This is a genomic window from Pseudanabaena biceps PCC 7429, from assembly GCF_000332215.1.
GTDB lineage: Bacteria > Cyanobacteriota > Cyanobacteriia > Pseudanabaenales > Pseudanabaenaceae > Pseudanabaena > Pseudanabaena biceps.
On sequence record NZ_ALWB01000143.1, the window covers coordinates 1 to 15,424 of the forward strand.

Annotated in this window: 11 protein-coding genes; 5 read left to right on the plus strand and 6 right to left on the minus strand. The window is 45.0% G+C overall.

Annotation, left to right across the window (positions count from 1 at the left end):
* Positions 1-247: 247 nt before the first annotated feature.
* The 5 genes from PSE7429_RS15290 to PSE7429_RS15310 all read right to left on the minus strand — a co-directional run bounded on the left by PSE7429_RS15290 (position 248) and on the right by PSE7429_RS15310 (position 5,418).
* Entirely contained in the window at positions 248-2,146 is a 1,899-nt protein-coding gene (locus PSE7429_RS15290) for a ribonuclease J (protein ID WP_009628158.1), read from the minus strand.
* Between the two features lie 340 nt (positions 2,147-2,486).
* Positions 2,487-3,380, minus strand: coding sequence for a 4-hydroxy-tetrahydrodipicolinate synthase (gene dapA, locus PSE7429_RS15295; RefSeq protein WP_009628159.1), 894 nt, complete (start codon positions 3,378-3,380; stop codon positions 2,487-2,489).
* A gap of 92 nt (positions 3,381-3,472) precedes the next feature.
* Complete coding sequence (locus tag PSE7429_RS15300; RefSeq protein ID WP_009628160.1) at positions 3,473-4,489, minus strand: aspartate-semialdehyde dehydrogenase; 1,017 nt, start codon at positions 4,487-4,489, stop codon at positions 3,473-3,475.
* Between the two features lie 137 nt (positions 4,490-4,626).
* Positions 4,627-4,899: a DUF3143 domain-containing protein gene (locus PSE7429_RS15305; RefSeq protein WP_009628161.1), complete on the minus strand. Its 273-nt coding sequence runs from the start codon at positions 4,897-4,899 to the stop codon at positions 4,627-4,629.
* A gap of 24 nt (positions 4,900-4,923) precedes the next feature.
* On the minus strand, positions 4,924-5,418 hold the full coding sequence (locus PSE7429_RS15310; protein ID WP_009628162.1) for a J domain-containing protein: 495 nt from the start codon (positions 5,416-5,418) through the stop codon (positions 4,924-4,926).
* 322 nt (positions 5,419-5,740) lie between these two features.
* Here PSE7429_RS15310 and PSE7429_RS15315 point away from each other — a divergent pair, with 322 nt between their 5' ends.
* Positions 5,741-6,643: a phosphatidate cytidylyltransferase gene (locus PSE7429_RS15315; protein WP_009628163.1), complete on the plus strand. Its 903-nt coding sequence runs from the start codon at positions 5,741-5,743 to the stop codon at positions 6,641-6,643.
* A gap of 139 nt (positions 6,644-6,782) precedes the next feature.
* Positions 6,783-9,458 carry an ATP-dependent chaperone ClpB gene (gene clpB / locus PSE7429_RS15320; protein ID WP_009628164.1) on the plus strand — a complete coding sequence of 892 codons (2,676 nt, stop codon included), beginning with the start codon at positions 6,783-6,785 and terminating at the stop codon, positions 9,456-9,458.
* A 175-nt stretch (positions 9,459-9,633) separates the two neighbouring features.
* Here the strand turns inward: clpB and glyS are convergent, their stop codons facing one another.
* The gene (gene glyS, locus PSE7429_RS15325; protein WP_009628165.1) at positions 9,634-11,760 is read right to left on the minus strand and encodes a glycine--tRNA ligase subunit beta; all 2,127 of its coding nucleotides are present in this window, start codon (positions 11,758-11,760) and stop codon (positions 9,634-9,636) included.
* Positions 11,761-12,407: 647 nt separating this feature from the next.
* On the opposite strand from glyS, the gene PSE7429_RS15330 reads away from it, so the two are divergent.
* The 3 genes from PSE7429_RS15330 (at position 12,408) to PSE7429_RS15340 (ending at position 15,393) form a co-directional block, all read left to right on the plus strand.
* Positions 12,408-13,103 (plus strand): aldehyde oxygenase (deformylating), encoded by a 696-nt coding sequence (locus PSE7429_RS15330; protein WP_009628166.1) that lies wholly within the window; start codon positions 12,408-12,410, stop codon positions 13,101-13,103.
* Positions 13,104-13,263: 160 nt separating this feature from the next.
* Complete coding sequence (locus tag PSE7429_RS15335) at positions 13,264-14,283, plus strand: long-chain acyl-[acyl-carrier-protein] reductase (RefSeq protein ID WP_009628167.1); 1,020 nt, start codon at positions 13,264-13,266, stop codon at positions 14,281-14,283.
* Between the two features lie 147 nt (positions 14,284-14,430).
* Positions 14,431-15,393, plus strand: a complete 963-nt coding sequence (locus PSE7429_RS15340; protein ID WP_009628168.1) for an NAD(P)-dependent oxidoreductase — start codon at positions 14,431-14,433, stop codon at positions 15,391-15,393.
* Positions 15,394-15,424: the final 31 nt, after the last annotated feature.

The following is a 15,424-nucleotide window of genomic DNA, read 5'->3' on the forward strand; positions in this document are numbered from 1 at the left end:
CCAGAGAGCGCACCGCCCGCAAAGCGGGCGGTGCGCTCTCTGGGTTTTATACCAAAGCTCAAAATGGCTACGCCATTTTGAGCTTTGAAAACTCTTACTGAGTTTGGTTTTTAATTCACAAAAGTGTTATCACACTTTCGTGAATTGGTATTACTTGGTTTGGATTTGAGCGCAAAGCGCTGTAAAACCCAATAAGAGAAGGTTGGCGCTGAGTGTCAACCTTCTCTTATTGGGTTTTGATTTTGACCTAGACCGTTGCAGCAGCAGTGCGCTTGCGTCTACCCGTACTCGTAGTAGTTGCAACCGCTGTCACCTCAGAAACATTGGCGGCAGTACCATTACCATTATTTCCATTTTCAACTTTCGGAATCACCTTAACAGCACCTGATTTTAAGGTTACACCCAGAGCATTAGGCTTAGCGGCTGGGGCAGGAGCCGACTGAGTAGAATTTGGAGGAGTTTGCAATAGGAAGACAATCATGGGCTTACTTTGCATTTGTTGGCGGAGAACGCGGGTGAGATCACGTTCGAGTTGACCGCGTAAACCAGTCCAATCAACTTCAAGAGAACCGACGTTTCGGGCAAAGTTCCCCCAGCAGTTAGCTAAGGAGTTATCGATCGCCTTGGCAACAGCCGCAATAATCTGCGAACGTTCCATTGGTAACACTACGCCGCTTAGTTGAATATCGGGAGTCGTAGCCAGCTTGCCATCAAAGCCTACAGATACAGCGATCGTGAAGATGCCATCTCCAGACAACTGCTGACGATCGCGCAGTACATCACCCTTCACCATGCCATCACGGGAAGAATCGACCAGTTCAACACCAGAAGGAACCTTATCGACAATCTTCATGTAGTCTTGGCAAACCTCGACCACATCACCATTTTCGGCAATCACAATATTTTCTTTAGGAATTCCCATATTCTCTGCCATCTTGGCATGCTGCTTGAGCATTCTCAATTCACCATGGGCAGGGAAGAAGAACTTCGGACGGACTAGAGCTAACATCATTTTATGCTCTTCTTGAGATCCATGTCCTGAAACGTGAATACCCTTATCTTTGCCGTAAATTACATCAGCACCGAGAGCAATTAATCTATCGATAGTGCGTACTACAGGAATAGTATTTCCGGGAATCGGATTAGCTGAGAAAATGATCGTGTCACCTTGGCGGACTTCCAGTTGCTTGTGACTGCTATTGGACATGCGGGTTAGCGCTGACATCGGTTCCCCCTGCGAACCTGTAGTCAAAATCAAAATTTGATCGTCGCGATAATGGCGCAAATTTTGGAGGGGTTGGAAGAGATCGTCACGGCATTTGATATAACCAAGATTACGAGCATGGGCAATAACATTTAACATCGATCGCCCAACGACTCCAACAACACGACCTTGCTTATCAGCAATGTCTAGAATCATGTTCACACGATGGACTGAAGAAGCGAAGGTAGTAATAATCACCCGTCCTTTAGCCATCATGATATATTTTTCGAGATTGGGATATACAGCCCGTTCGGAGGGAGTAATGCCGGGAAGTTCGGCGTTTGTCGAATCACTAATGAGTGCCAATACGCCTTTTTCGCCATGCTCTGCTAATCGATGTAGGTCAAAGAATTCTCCATCAACGGGAGTATGGTCGATTTTGAAATCCCCAGAATGTATGACTACACCCGCAGGGGTATTGATGGCGATCGAGAAACTATCAGCGATCGAGTGGGTATTGCGAATGAATTCGACAAAGAAGCTCGTACCTACGCGGACAACATCACGAGGCATAACACGGCGGAGTTCCGTACGGTTCAATACGCCAGCTTCACGCAGCTTGTCTTCAAGCAAAGCCATGGCTAAACGGGGACCATAAATAACGGGAATTTCAAACTGTTTCAAATGGAAAGAAATTGCCCCAATATGATCTTCATGCCCATGGGTGACGATCATGCCCTTGATCTTATGCTTGTTTTCGCGCAAGTAAGTCATATCTGGCAATACGACATTCACTCCAGGCATCATGTTGTCAGGGAATGACAAACCACCATCAAGGAGCATAATTTCGTCGTTATATTCAAACACCCATGTGTTTTTGCCAATTTCATGAAGCCCACCAAGAGCGATAATTTTCAATGCTGGAGCGTTAGATGTAGTCATAGGTTAATTTTTTGGTAAATAAAGTGAATAAATTTATGGCAGGTTGTAGGCGAGAATGGCAATTTTGAATTGCGAAAACAATTCAGCATTTTGCTTTAATGGAAACTTAGGATCTTGTCCGTTCTTGTCTTCTTGTCTATGGATGCGCTAACGGAGATGCGCTAACGTCTTTGGATAAAACGACCAGAACATTTACAGAAAGATGTAATCTCCCCCACAAGTTCGCTATAAGTTGCGATGTATATTTTGGTCAAAATCCCGATACAGACTGCTGGAATATGTCTTTGGATATAAAACTTGAAAGATCTTGTAAAAGCAACTAGATAACTAGCCCCTACAACTAGGTAAGAATGCCAATCTCCTTTAATACAGACTTCAGTTTGGCTTCGAGATCGGCATTACCCATCACTAGAGGCGATCGCACCACGCCCGTATCTAATCCCATCAGTCGCAAAGCGATCTTGAGGGGAATCGGATTGCTAGTCAAAAACAAAGCCTTAAACAAAGGAAAAAGCTGAAGGTGAATTTGCAATGCTTCGTTAACTTTACCGACGGCAAAGGATTCCATCATTGCTTGCAGTTGCTTGCCAACTAGATGTGAAGCCACGCTGACCACTCCCTTTGCACCCACAGCCATCAATGGCAATGTGAGAGAGTCATCACCCGAATAGATCGCAAAATCGGCTGGTGTGAGAGCGCGAATTTGACTAGCTTGATCTAAATCACCCGTTGCTTCCTTAATTCCGATAATACTAGGAATTTCAGCTAGCTTAGCAACGGTCTCAGGTTCTAATTTACAACCTGTGCGACTAGGAACATTATAGAGAAGCATCGGTAGTTCGGGGGCAGCTTCAGCGATCGCTCGAAAATGTTGATATAGTCCCTCTTGCGGAGGCTTGTTGTAATACGGTGTTACTTGCAGTGTACCATCTAATCCGAGATGTGCAGCCTTTTGGGTAGCAGATATTGCTTCAGAAGTAGAATTCGATCCTGTACCAGCCATGATTTTCGCTTTGCCAGCGATCGTCTGTTGTAGTACCGAAAACAGTTTGTACTCCTCATCCCAACTTAATGTTGGCGATTCTCCCGTGGTACCGCACACCACAATTGTGTCAGTTCCCGTCTCAACTAGGTGTAAGGCAAGCTGTTCGGCTTTCCCATAGTCAACATTCCCTTCTAAGTCAAAGGGAGTAATCATTGCTGTTAGTAAACGTCCGAAATCAATTTCACTCATACATACTCAGTAAATAGAAGCTTGCTAGCCAAATAAATATCGCTATGGAACGCTATGGCATATACCGCTATGCAATATTTAAGTAGGTTTAATTAGAGGAGATCCTTGCTAATCAGGAGTTCCGCGATTTGGACGGCATTTAGCGCGGCTCCTTTACGAATTTGATCGCCACACAACCATAATTCCAAACCATTAGGATGCGAGATATCCTGACGAATTCGACCTACTAGTACGTCATCTTTGCCACTAGCATCGATCGGCATGGGGAAATAATTTTTACTAAAGTCTTCAACTAACCTTACCCCTGCTGCCTCTGCCAGAATCTCCCTAGCTTTATCGGGATGAAAAGGATGAGAAAACTCTAGATTAATTGCTTCGGAATGAGCTCGCAATACGGGAACCCGTACACAGGTCGCGGAAATCCGAATATCGCGATCGCCAAATATTTTGCGAGTCTCGTTCACCATTTTCATTTCTTCCTCACAATAGGAATTTTCAGTCATTGGTGAATTATGGGGGAATAGGTTAAAAGCCAAGGGATAGGGCAAAACTTCGGGGACAGCAGTTTCTCCGTTAAGAATTGCCTGTGACTGTATTTTTACTTCTTCCATTGCCCTTGCACCTGCCCCACTAGCCGATTGGTAAGTCGCGGCGACAATACGTTGGATGGGTTGAACTTGATGCAAAGGATAAATTGCCACTGCCATCAGGATGGTGGTGCAGTTAGGGTTAGCAATAATGCCTTTATGCTGAGTCACTGCCTCAGGATTAACTTCTGGAACGATCAAGGGCACATCGGGATGCATCCTAAAGGCACTGGAGTTATCAATGGATACTGCCCCTGCTTTAGCCGCTATTGGCAACCACTGCTTGGATATGCTACCACCTGCGGAGGCAAGGACAATATCGACATCATCAAAAGAAGACTCAGTAACAGCTTCGATCGTTAATTCTCTGTCAGCAAACTTAACTGACTTACCCGCCGATCGCTCTGAGGCTAACAGTTTTAACTTGCCCAAGGGAAAATTTCTTTCTTCTAGCAATGCTAAAAGCTCTGTACCAACTGCACCTGTTGCTCCGAGAATGGCAACGTTATATGTTCTACTCAATGAACCTCCGAAATAAAAACATCAAAATTAGGGGAAACTTTTGCTAAAATCGTGTAATGACTTATGTATAGTTTCATCATTCACTTGTAGCGTAATTACATACTAACAAACTTTCAAGCTATTGCGAACTTTTTTGATTAGGGTCCAGTAAAAATTGCATCTTCAACATCTTGACGGCTGAGCGAATAGGGAAAAGCTCGTTGAATTTCTTTGCCCCCATAAGCGTCTTGAATATAACGCACACGGATATCTTCAACATCCATCACAATTTCTGCTTGCCATGAGGAGCGTGTCACTCGCCAGACATTAGGGTTCGATCGATCTTGATAGCATCCTTGCTCGTCTAACCATGCTTCAAGGGCAGGCAAAGGATGATTGTAAAGGGGTGTGGAGGGGGAGGGAAGCGCCATAGGTGACGATGAGAGGATAGGAAATTATGGTAGGTAGAGCCAAAAAATTGATAGGGGTGCGATCGCTTCGGGGAAAAGTCGATCTCCACGCAGCAAGGCGACTAAAAAAACTAGCACTAAACAAGCAACTAGCGTAGCACCAATTAACAAGAGTGCAAATAGTTCGCCGCCAGATAATGGACGTTCGCTAGGTAAACCATCATCATCAATAGTTTGCAGATTTTTGGGGACTCGGCTTTGAGCGTTGCTGGCTGTGGCATCGGTCGATACTTGATTTTCTATGCTCGCGTATTGAAATCTTGAGAATTGAATGCGGCGATCGTAGTTGTTGCGGCGATCGGCATTGCTAAGAGTCGCATAGGCTTCGTTGATCTGGCGAAAGCTTTCAATAGCCTCATCCTTTGGCAATTGAGTTGTATCGGGATGATAGAGTTTACTTAGATCGCGATAGGCGCGGCGAATATCGATCTCACTCGCCCAAGGGTTAACGCCAAGGATTGCATAGTAGGTTTTGGACATAGTTTTTAGATATAGCGCAGGCTGCGAGTTTGTCAATAGGATTTTTTGGTTTATATCGCTTATATCTTAGTTAGTTGCAATTATTTTAACAAAACCCCAAAGATGAGTGGCGGCGCAAAGCGCCGCCACTCATCTTTGGGGTTTTAAGTTGCTATAAAAACAGAAAAAATCACCTTACAGAACTTGCCTATCGGAATTCGCAAATTTGCATAACGATTTTGATGCTTCCTCTAATCATGGGAGTATATTTACTTCTGTAGGTAGCACAATGCCAAGCTTTGTGTAAATTGCCCATGTTCACTTTCTTAGTTGTGCTATTTTCATGCCTTGGACTCGCATTATCAGTGCTTTATTAGTAATTCCCCTCGTACTGGCGGCGATCGCCTTCGGTGGTTGGGCATTTACAGCAGCATTCACACTGCTGGTTGTTTTTGGTGAGATGGAATATTTTGCATTGGTAAGAGCCAAGGAAATCGTTCCTGCCAGCAAAATCACTATCTTTGTCAGTTTAGCATTGCTCATAGTTTCGCAATTGAGAGTAGAGCTTGCGGATGCGGTGATCCCAATTGCAGGCACTTTTATTTGCTTTTATTTGTTGTTTCAGCCTCGAATTGCCACAATTTCTGATATTTCCGCATCGATTTTGGGTCTATTTTATGGCGGCTATCTACCAAGTTTTTGGATCAGAATTAGAGGGCTTGGCGATGGTAATACCTTTATAGTGAGCGATCGCCTCCAGCAGTTTGACTTCTTTAACCAGTTACGTGATCTTGATGGACTGTCATGGTTGAGGATTACTTTTCCCATATCCGATGGTTGTATCTACGTGTTAATGGCATTTTGCTGTATCTGGGCTTCCGATGTCGGAGCTTATATATTTGGCAAGGTTTTCGGACGTACCCGACTTTCTGATATTAGTCCGAAGAAGACCGTAGAAGGAGCGATCGCAGGTTTGATCTGTTGCTGCGTGACCGCAATTATCTGGGCTTTTAGTTTGGGATGGGCTCAGTGGTGGTTATCTGGAGCGATTTTGGGTCTATTAATTGGGATCGCTGGCTTACTGGGCGATCTGACTGAATCAATGATGAAAAGGGATGCGGGAGTCAAAGATTCGGGGCAAATTATGCCAGGTCACGGCGGCATTCTTGATCGCGCTGACAGTTATGTATTCACTGCCCCACTGGTGTATTACTTCATTACCTTGATATTGCCACTCGTTCATTGATAAATAGATTGATAAATAGCGAGTGTCGCCCTTGGGCGGCACTCTCCCTAAGGTTTTAAGTTTAGGAGCTTTGACGATAATGTAAACTTATTTTAACTATCGTTAGTCATCACAAGCGCTCCTGCTGAAACCAAAGTCAATGCAACCAACCGATCCGAAAAAATTTACTGAAAAAGCATGGGAAGCGATCGTCAAATCGCAAGAGGTCGCAAGACGATCGCAACACCAACAACTAGAAGTCGAGCATTTGCTGATGGCACTGTTGGAGCAGGAAGAAGGCTTGACAGCAAACATATTTACAGCCATGTCAGTGCCGATGGCAAGGGCGCGACGACAGGTAGAGGAATTTTTACGGCGACAACCCCGCGTGGCAAGTCCAGAACAATTGTATTTAGGACGCAATTTGGAAGTGTGGCTCGATCGTGCTGAGGAGAGCCGCAAGAGCTTTGGCGATGAATTTATGGCGATCGAGCATATGCTGATTGGCTTGATCGATGACGATCGCCTTGGTAAGCGTCTTTATCGGGATCTCAGTATTGATCGCAAGAAATTAGAAGAAACGATCAAGGCCGTACGTGGCAGTCAAACCATTACCGATCAAAATCCTGAAGCTAAATATGCGGCTCTAGAGAAATACGGTCGTGACCTTACCGAACAGGCAAAGGAAGGAAAGCTCGATCCCGTCATCGGTCGTGATGATGAAATTCGGCGCGTAGTTCAGGTATTGTCAAGGCGGACAAAAAATAATCCCGTTCTAATTGGTGAACCAGGGGTGGGTAAAACCGCGATCGCCGAAGGGCTTGCCCAAAGAATTATCCGTGGGGATGTACCCGAATCGCTAAAAGACCGTACGATTATCAGCCTTGACATGGGTTCGTTGATTGCAGGGGCAAAGTATCGCGGCGAATTTGAAGATCGCTTGAAAGCGGTGCTTAAGGAAGTTCTGAATTCCGATGGCAAGATCGTTTTATTTATTGACGAACTGCATACCGTGGTTGGAGCTGGGGCAACACAACAGGGGGCAATGGATGCTGGCAATATTCTCAAACCGATGCTGGCAAGAGGTGAATTGCGTTGTATTGGCGCGACTACGCTCGATGAATATCGCCAATATATTGAAAAAGACGCGGCTCTCGAAAGGCGCTTTCAACAGGTGCTCGTCGATCAGCCTACGGTAGAGGATACGATCTCGATCCTGCGAGGCTTAAAAGAACGCTACGAAGTCCATCATGGGGTAAATATTTCCGACTCAGCATTAGTGGCGGCGGCAACTCTTTCCAATCGCTATATTACCGATCGCTTTTTACCTGACAAGGCGATCGATCTGGTGGATGAATCGGCTGCAAAGTTAAAAATGGAGATCACCTCTAAGCCTTTAGAGTTAGATGAAATCGATCGCCGCTTGATGCAATTAGAGATGGAAAGGCTATCCTTACAAAAGGAGGGAGACTTTACACCCATAGAAAGGGTCGAGGCAGAAGGCAAGGTTGTCTATAAAACTAGGAGTAGCAAAGCTGTTCAAGACCGCCTCGAGCGGCTTGAGAAAGAAATGAGTGAACTGCGCGATCGACAAATCAACCTTGACGATCGCTGGCAACAAGAAAAAGATACGATCGACAACCTGCGATCGCTCAAAGAACAGATCGATCAAACCAAACTACAAATCGAGCAATCCGAGCGCGAATTTAATCTCAATCGTGCCGCCGAGTTGAAATACGGCAAACTGACGGAATTAGAGAAGAATCTTGATGAAGCGGAATTGGAGCTAAATCGAGCGAGAGCCGATGGTTCAATTTTATTCCGCGAGCAAGTAACTGAAGATGATATTGCGGAAATTGTGGCGCGTTGGACGGGAATTCCTCTCAAGAAGTTATTACTTTCAGAGCGGCAGAAACTATTGATGCTAGAGAAACATCTTCACGAGCGTGTCATTGGTCAAGAAGAAGCTGTAACCTCGGTAGCCTCAGCAATTCGCCGAGCCCGTGCGGGTATGAACGATCCCAATCGCCCCCTTGGTTCGTTCCTATTTTTGGGACCAACGGGTGTTGGTAAAACCGAGCTCGCACGCGCTCTTGCGGAGTTTCTGTTTGATTCCGATGCTTCGATGGTGCGCATCGACATGTCGGAATATATGGAGAAACATTCCGTATCGCGACTAATCGGTGCACCACCTGGATATGTCGGCTATGAAGAAGGCGGACAATTCTCAGAAGCAGTGCGCCGCCATCCCTACTCAGTAGTGCTATTCGATGAAGTCGAAAAAGCTCACCCCGACGTATTTAATATTCTCCTACAAGTCCTCGATGATGGCAGAATCACCGATAGTCAGGGTCGCTTAGTTGATTGTAAAAATACTGTCATCATCATGACCAGTAATATTGGCAGCGATCGCATTCTCGAAACTTCTAAGGATTTGGCAGAAGATATCGATGCGGACTCCCGTTACGACGAAATGCGCGATCGCGTGATCGATGTCCTGCGCAATCACTTCCGTCCCGAATTTCTCAATCGCATTGATGAAACAGTAATTTTCCATGCTCTCCGCCGCAGTGAAATTCGAGCGATCGCCACATTACAAATCAAACGCATCGAGAGTCGTCTTAGCGATCGCAAGATCTCTCTCAAATTGAGCGAAGAGGCAAAGGATTATATTGCAGCGGTCGGTTATGATCCTTCCTATGGTGCGCGTCCCCTCAAGCGAGCAATTCAGAGAGAAATCGAAAATCCGATCGCCACCAAGATCATCGAAGGAACTTTTAGCGAAGGTCAGACAATAAGCATCACCGTTGAGGAAGACAAACTGGTGTTTAGATAACGTGACGGATTTTGAGAAAGGGTTTGCTACGCAAACCCTTTCTCAAATCCCAAAAGTAAAAGCCTTGCTTAGCAAGGCTTTTACTTTTGGGATTCTAAAATTTGCCAGCTTAACCCGAACTGACGTTAAAACTAAAAACGAGATGCCATGCATCTCGTTTTTAGTGGGGGAAAGTTTAGCCTCGAATGGTACTGAAATCGGCAAGTTGACGGCTGTAGTTGCGGATAAAGCCCAGCAAGTTGAGGCGATTTTGGCGCACTTGCGGATCTTCTGCCATAACCAACACATCATCAAAAAATTTCGCGAGGATAGGCGCGATCGCTTTAATCCCCTCCATCAACTGAACATCACTAGGTTGGTTGGGTAAAGCGGCGATCGCTTGATAAAGGGCTTGTTCGGCTGGGTCAGTCAGGGTGTCAGCATTGACAGCGATCGTGATATCCAAAGTTAGGCTATCTAAATTCCCCTGAACAGCGAGGCGGGAAGCTCTCACGATGGGCTCGTAGATCGCACCGAGGGTGGAGTTGTCACGGGACTGTTGTAAGAAATGAGCCCGTTCTTTGAGGCGGATGAGATTGCTTAAACCTTGCAAAGTATAGGCAAGATCGTCAGCGCCCATCACCGCATCTACCAGATCGTACTCAATGCCTTGCTCAGCAAGGATAGTTTCGCAACGCTGTTTAAACCATTTGTAGAGGTTCTCTAAGACCGTTTCGGCGGGACTTGCTAATAAATTTTTGTCCGCATAAACGGCGATCGCTGCTTGCAACAGTTGGGGCAAATTGAGCGCAAAGCCACTTTCCCATGCGATCTGGACGATCCCCGTAGCAGCACGACGGAGGGCAAAGGGATCGGACGACCCAGTAGGAATGATGCCTAAACCGAAAATACCAACAAGGGTATCAAGGCGATCGCTAATGGCGACGATTTTTCCCGTGAGAGCATTGGGCAAAGAATCACTAGCGCCACGGGGTTGATAATGTTCGCGAATACCCGTCGCCACGGCAAGAGGCTCTTGGCTAGATAATGCGTAGTAATAACCCATTTGACCTTGCAGTTCGGGAAATTCCTTCACCATTTGCGTTACCAGATCGGCTTTTGCCAACTGAGCGGTGCGATCAATGAGGACTTCATCGGCGGCAGTGATATGCAAATTTGTGATCGCTGCTATTACAGATTTAGCGATCGCCCGAATGCGATCAACTTTTTCCGCAACGGAACCAAGTTGGGCTTGGAAAGTGACTTTTTTTAATAGGGGTAAAAAAGTTTCCAAGGATACGGCGCGATCGCTATCGTAGAAAAACTTCCCATCGGAGAGCCGCGCTCTGATCACGCGACCGTTACCCGCAGCAATTAAACGCGATTTATCGGGATCACCATTAGAAATGGTAATAAAACGAGGTAGTAATTGATCGGGATTTTTGAGGGAATAAACGGGAAAATAGCGCTGATGACTCACCATTTCGGTTTTAATCACAGGCTGAGGCAGTTCGAGAAATTCCCGTTCAAATTCGCCAATAACTGCCGTAGGAAATTCCACCAAATAAGTCACTTCTTCGAGGAGCTCTTCGGGAATTTCCGCTTTACCGCCGAAAAGCTCGACTATGCTATTAATCTGGTTGACAATATGCTTTTGTCGCTCTTTGCCATCAACCAGTACAAAGGCTTCTCGCAAAGTTTCCACATAGTCCTGAGCCGTGTCAATAATTACCGATCGCGGATGCATAACTCGATGTCCTTGGCTCAAGCGATCGGATTGCACATTTTCTAAAGCGATCGGTAAAACTTCGGAATTAAATAATGACACCAACCACCGAATTGGACGGGGAAATTTGAGATCGCCATTCCCCCATCGCATCAGGCGCTTGCCATCTAACCCTGTAATCCAAGTAGGAGCTAACTCTTGCAAAATAGTCTTTGTTTGGCGACCAATAATCTGTTGGTGAGCAAAAACAAAGGCTCCTTTATCGGTTTCTTTAATAAAAATATCTTGAATAGCGATTCCCTTTGACTTGGCAAATCCTAATAGCGCCTTAGTCGGTTCGCCTTGAGGATCACCATTAACAAAGGCAGACCCTAGGGCGGGTCCCTTTAGTTCGACAAGGCGATCGCTTTGTTGAGTGGCTAACCCTTCGATTAATACTGCTAAACGTCTCGGCGTACCATAAACACTGACCTTACTCGTAGTTAGTTGATGTTCATCTAAATTTTTAGGGATACGTTCTTGCCATTGGCGCAACGCATCAACAACAAAACTAGCAGGTAGCTCTTCAGTACCGACTTCTAACAGAAAACTTGCCATAACCACTTGTTGAGGGACTAGAACAGTTTAACGCTTTGGCGTGCAATATTAAGTAGACAAGCGCAATTAAATGTAAAAACCAAAAAGCTGTAGTGCAATCGCAGATTGCACTACAGCTTTTGACTCTGGTTTTCTTTTGACTCTGGTTTTTAATTATGCCCAGCTAAGTAAGTAGCTAGGCATAGTTAAACTTAAAACCTAGAAGAGCATACTGCCCGCTGCGCAGGCGGTATGCTCTCTGGTTTTGGTTTTTAATTATGCCGAACTACTTAATACCAATTCACGAAAGTGAGCCAACACTTAAATGAATTATAAATGAATTAAAAAGCAAACTCCATAAGGTTTTGAGATTCCAAAAATGGCAACGCCATTTTTGGGATTGGGATAAGTGGGCTTAATTAAATATAAAATCCTAAAACCTGTGGCGCACGCACAGCGTGCGCCACAGGTTTTAGATCTGGATTTTAATTATGCTGGGGTACTTACTTAAAAAGTTGTAAATTGCTAGGCGCAATTAAATAAGTAGCTTGGCAACGAGAAACGACTCTGTACCTTTCTGGGTTTTAATTTTTACTGCACTGTGCTACTTAGCATAAAATAGCTAGAGATTAACTTTTATTGAGCAGGGATATTTAAAGAGGCAAAACATGGGGCAAACACTCGAAGCTGTAGCGATTGACTATCAAACAGAAAATTATCGCGATGCCTACAGTCGGATCAATGCGATCGTCATTGAGGGCGAAGCTGAGGCGCACAGCAACTATCTCCAACTTGCGGAGCTAATGCCCGAATTTAATGAAGAACTACATAGACTTGCCAAAATGGAGGATCGTCATAAAAAAGGCTTTACGGCCTGTGGCAAAAATCTTAACGTCACACCTGACATGGATTTTGCAGAAAAATTCTTTTCTGAATTGCATGACAATTTCCAAAAAGCCTTTGCAATAGGGGATATCGTTACTTGTTTGTTGATCCAATCACTAATTATTGAGTGCTTTGCGATCGCCGCCTATAACATTTATATTCCCGTCGCCGATCCTTTTGCCCGCAAGATCACCGAGGGTGTAGTCAAAGATGAATATTTGCATCTCAACTTTGGCGAAGAATGGTTGCAAGATCATTTTGAAAACTCCAGAGCTACCTTAGAGCAAGCTAATCGTCAAAACTTACCCTTAGTTTGGAAAATGTTGAACCAAGTGGAAACCGATGCCAAAGTCCTTGGCATGGAAAAAGAAGCTTTGGTTGAAGACTTCATGATTCAATATGGTGAAAGTCTTGGCAAAATTGGCTTCAACACCCGCGACATCATGAGAATGTCAGCAATGGGTTTGGTAGCTGCTTAGTAGCAATTAGCTGTTAGCTGTTAGCGTTTAGCTAATTGCCAACAGCTAATCATCTTTATTCTCAAAAAAGAAATTATTATTTCTAAAAATTCTAAATAAAAAAAGCTAACAGCTAATAGCTAATAGCTAATTGCTAATAAAAAACTGGTAACTGCAATCGATGTTTGGTCTTATAGGGCATTTGACAAGTCTTGAACACGCTCAGTCTGTAGCAAGGGAATTAGGCTATCCCGAATATGCCGATCAAGGTTTGGAATTTTGGTGTAGCGCCCCGCCCCAAATTGTCGATCGCATCAAAGTTACGAGTGCAACAGGTCAACAAATTGAAGGCTTGTATGTAGAATCCTGCTTTTTGCCAGAGATGCTAGCTGGCAGCAAAATTAAAACTGCTATTCGCAAGATTCTCAACGCGATGGCGCTAGCCCAAAAAAATGATGTGGACATCACGGCTTTGGGGGGATTTTCTTCAATTATTTTCGAGAATTTTAACCTCAGTCAGATGTCGAGCGTCCGCAATATTCAACTGGAATTCAACCGATTCACCACGGGCAATACCCACACGGCTTATATCATCTGTCGCCAGATCGAAGAAGCCAGTCGCAAATTTGGTATTGACTTGGCAAAAGCGACGGTAACCGTTTGTGGTGCAACGGGAGATATTGGTAGCGCTGTATGTCGTTGGCTCGATGCTAGAACTAACATCAAGGAGTTACTGCTAGTCGCTCGCAATCAAGAGCGTTTGCAAGAGTTACAGGCGCAGCTCGGTCGAGGTAAGGTTTTGGATATCGAGGAAGCCCTACCCCAGTCCGATATTATCGTTTGGGTGGCGAGTATGGCTAAGGGTATGGCGATCGATGCCACAACTCTCAAGCGCCCCTGCATATTGATCGATGGTGGCTATCCTAAAAACATGTCAACCCTCGTTCATGAAGAAGATGTCCATGTAATTGACGGTGGTATCGTCGAGCATAGCCTCGATATTGACTGGAAAATCATGAAAATCGTCAATATGACTGCTCCTGCCCGCCAACTTTTTGCCTGTTTTGCCGAGGCAATGCTTTTAGAGTTTGAAGGTTGGCATACTAATTTTTCATGGGGAAGAAACCAAATCAGCATTGAAAGTATGGACAAAATTGGTGCGGTGTCTATCAAGCACGGGTTTAGACCGCTCATCAATTGATAATTAGCTTTGCACAATTCACTTAAGTGTGACTTAATCCAGTAAATTAAATGAAATATGAGTGGTGGCGCGAAGCGCCGCCACTCATATTTGGGGTTCAGGTACAAAGCACTGTAAATTTATAAAGCTTTGAGCAATTATCTACGTATGATCCAAAAGATAGCTTTTCTGGGTTTGGGTGTTATGGGTGGAGCGATGTCCGCCAATCTTGTGAAGCGTGGCTATTCTGTATTGGGGTGGAATCGCTCGAAAGATCGCCCCACGATCGCCTCATTTACCAGTGTTGGGGGAACTCTCGCCCAATCCTTGTCAGAAGCAGTCAGTGATGCTGATGTGGTGTTTTCCTGTCTAGGAGATGTCCCCGATGTCACAGAAGTTCTTATTGGCGAACAAGGAGCCATAAATTTTGTCAAGAACAATGCGCTATTTATTGACACTAGTACGATTGGTAGCGAAGCCGCAAAAACAATTGGTCATGTACTGATGCAAAGGGGGTTACGCTTTTTAGATGCGCCAGTGTCTGGGGGAGATGTGGGTGCGCGTAATGGCACGTTAACCTTTATGGTGGGTGGCAATCCCGAAGATTTGCAAGAATATCTCCCTTTATTTGACGCGATGGGTAGCAATATTAAACATTGTGGAGCGATCGGCAGTGGTCAAGCGGTCAAGCTTTGCAATCAAACCCTTGTGTCGGTCTATATGTTGGCTCTCTGCGAGACAATGCAGATGGCGGAGAAAATGGGTGTCGATCCACAATTGGTGGTAGATGTCTGTGGCAGTGGCGCGGCAGGCTCATGGGCTTTAACTAATCTAGGCATGAAGGTTGCTAAGGGCGATTATCAAGCAGGATTTGCCATTAAACATATGCTCAAGGACTTGCGGCTCGTTCGAGAAATTAGTCAAGAAATTAGTCAAGAAATTAATCCAGAAATTAATCCAGAAATTCACCAAGAATCAGACGAGCTTCAAAATTTGCCGATCGCCAAAGACTTTACCGCAGATCTACCAGCGATCGCCTTGGCTATGCAAAATTTCCAAAAGGTTAGTCAGATGGATGAGGGGCAGGGAGCCGAGCAAGGCACGCAAGCCATGATTCGTGCGTATAAGTAATCTAGAGGTTTGTACCCGCAAAGTGTGCGGG

Bases quoted from the DNA above. Each gene is read 5' to 3' on its own strand.
- PSE7429_RS15310 (WP_009628162.1), bottom strand. From the start codon at position 5,418: ATGTCCAAAACCTACTATGCAATCCTTGGCGTTAACCCTTGGGCGAGT.
- dapA (WP_009628159.1), bottom strand. From the start codon at position 3,380: ATGAGTGAAATTGATTTCGGACGTTTACTAACAGCAATGATTACTCCC.
- clpB (WP_009628164.1), top strand. From the start codon at position 6,783: ATGCAACCAACCGATCCGAAAAAATTTACTGAAAAAGCATGGGAAGCG.
- PSE7429_RS15335 (WP_009628167.1), top strand. From the start codon at position 13,264: ATGTTTGGTCTTATAGGGCATTTGACAAGTCTTGAACACGCTCAGTCT.
- PSE7429_RS15290 (WP_009628158.1), bottom strand. From the start codon at position 2,146: ATGACTACATCTAACGCTCCAGCATTGAAAATTATCGCTCTTGGTGGG.
- PSE7429_RS15315 (WP_009628163.1), top strand. From the start codon at position 5,741: ATGCCTTGGACTCGCATTATCAGTGCTTTATTAGTAATTCCCCTCGTA.
- PSE7429_RS15305 (WP_009628161.1), bottom strand. From the start codon at position 4,899: ATGGCGCTTCCCTCCCCCTCCACACCCCTTTACAATCATCCTTTGCCT.
- PSE7429_RS15330 (WP_009628166.1), top strand. From the start codon at position 12,408: ATGGGGCAAACACTCGAAGCTGTAGCGATTGACTATCAAACAGAAAAT.
- glyS (WP_009628165.1), bottom strand. From the start codon at position 11,760: ATGGCAAGTTTTCTGTTAGAAGTCGGTACTGAAGAGCTACCTGCTAGT.
- PSE7429_RS15340 (WP_009628168.1), top strand. From the start codon at position 14,431: ATGATCCAAAAGATAGCTTTTCTGGGTTTGGGTGTTATGGGTGGAGCG.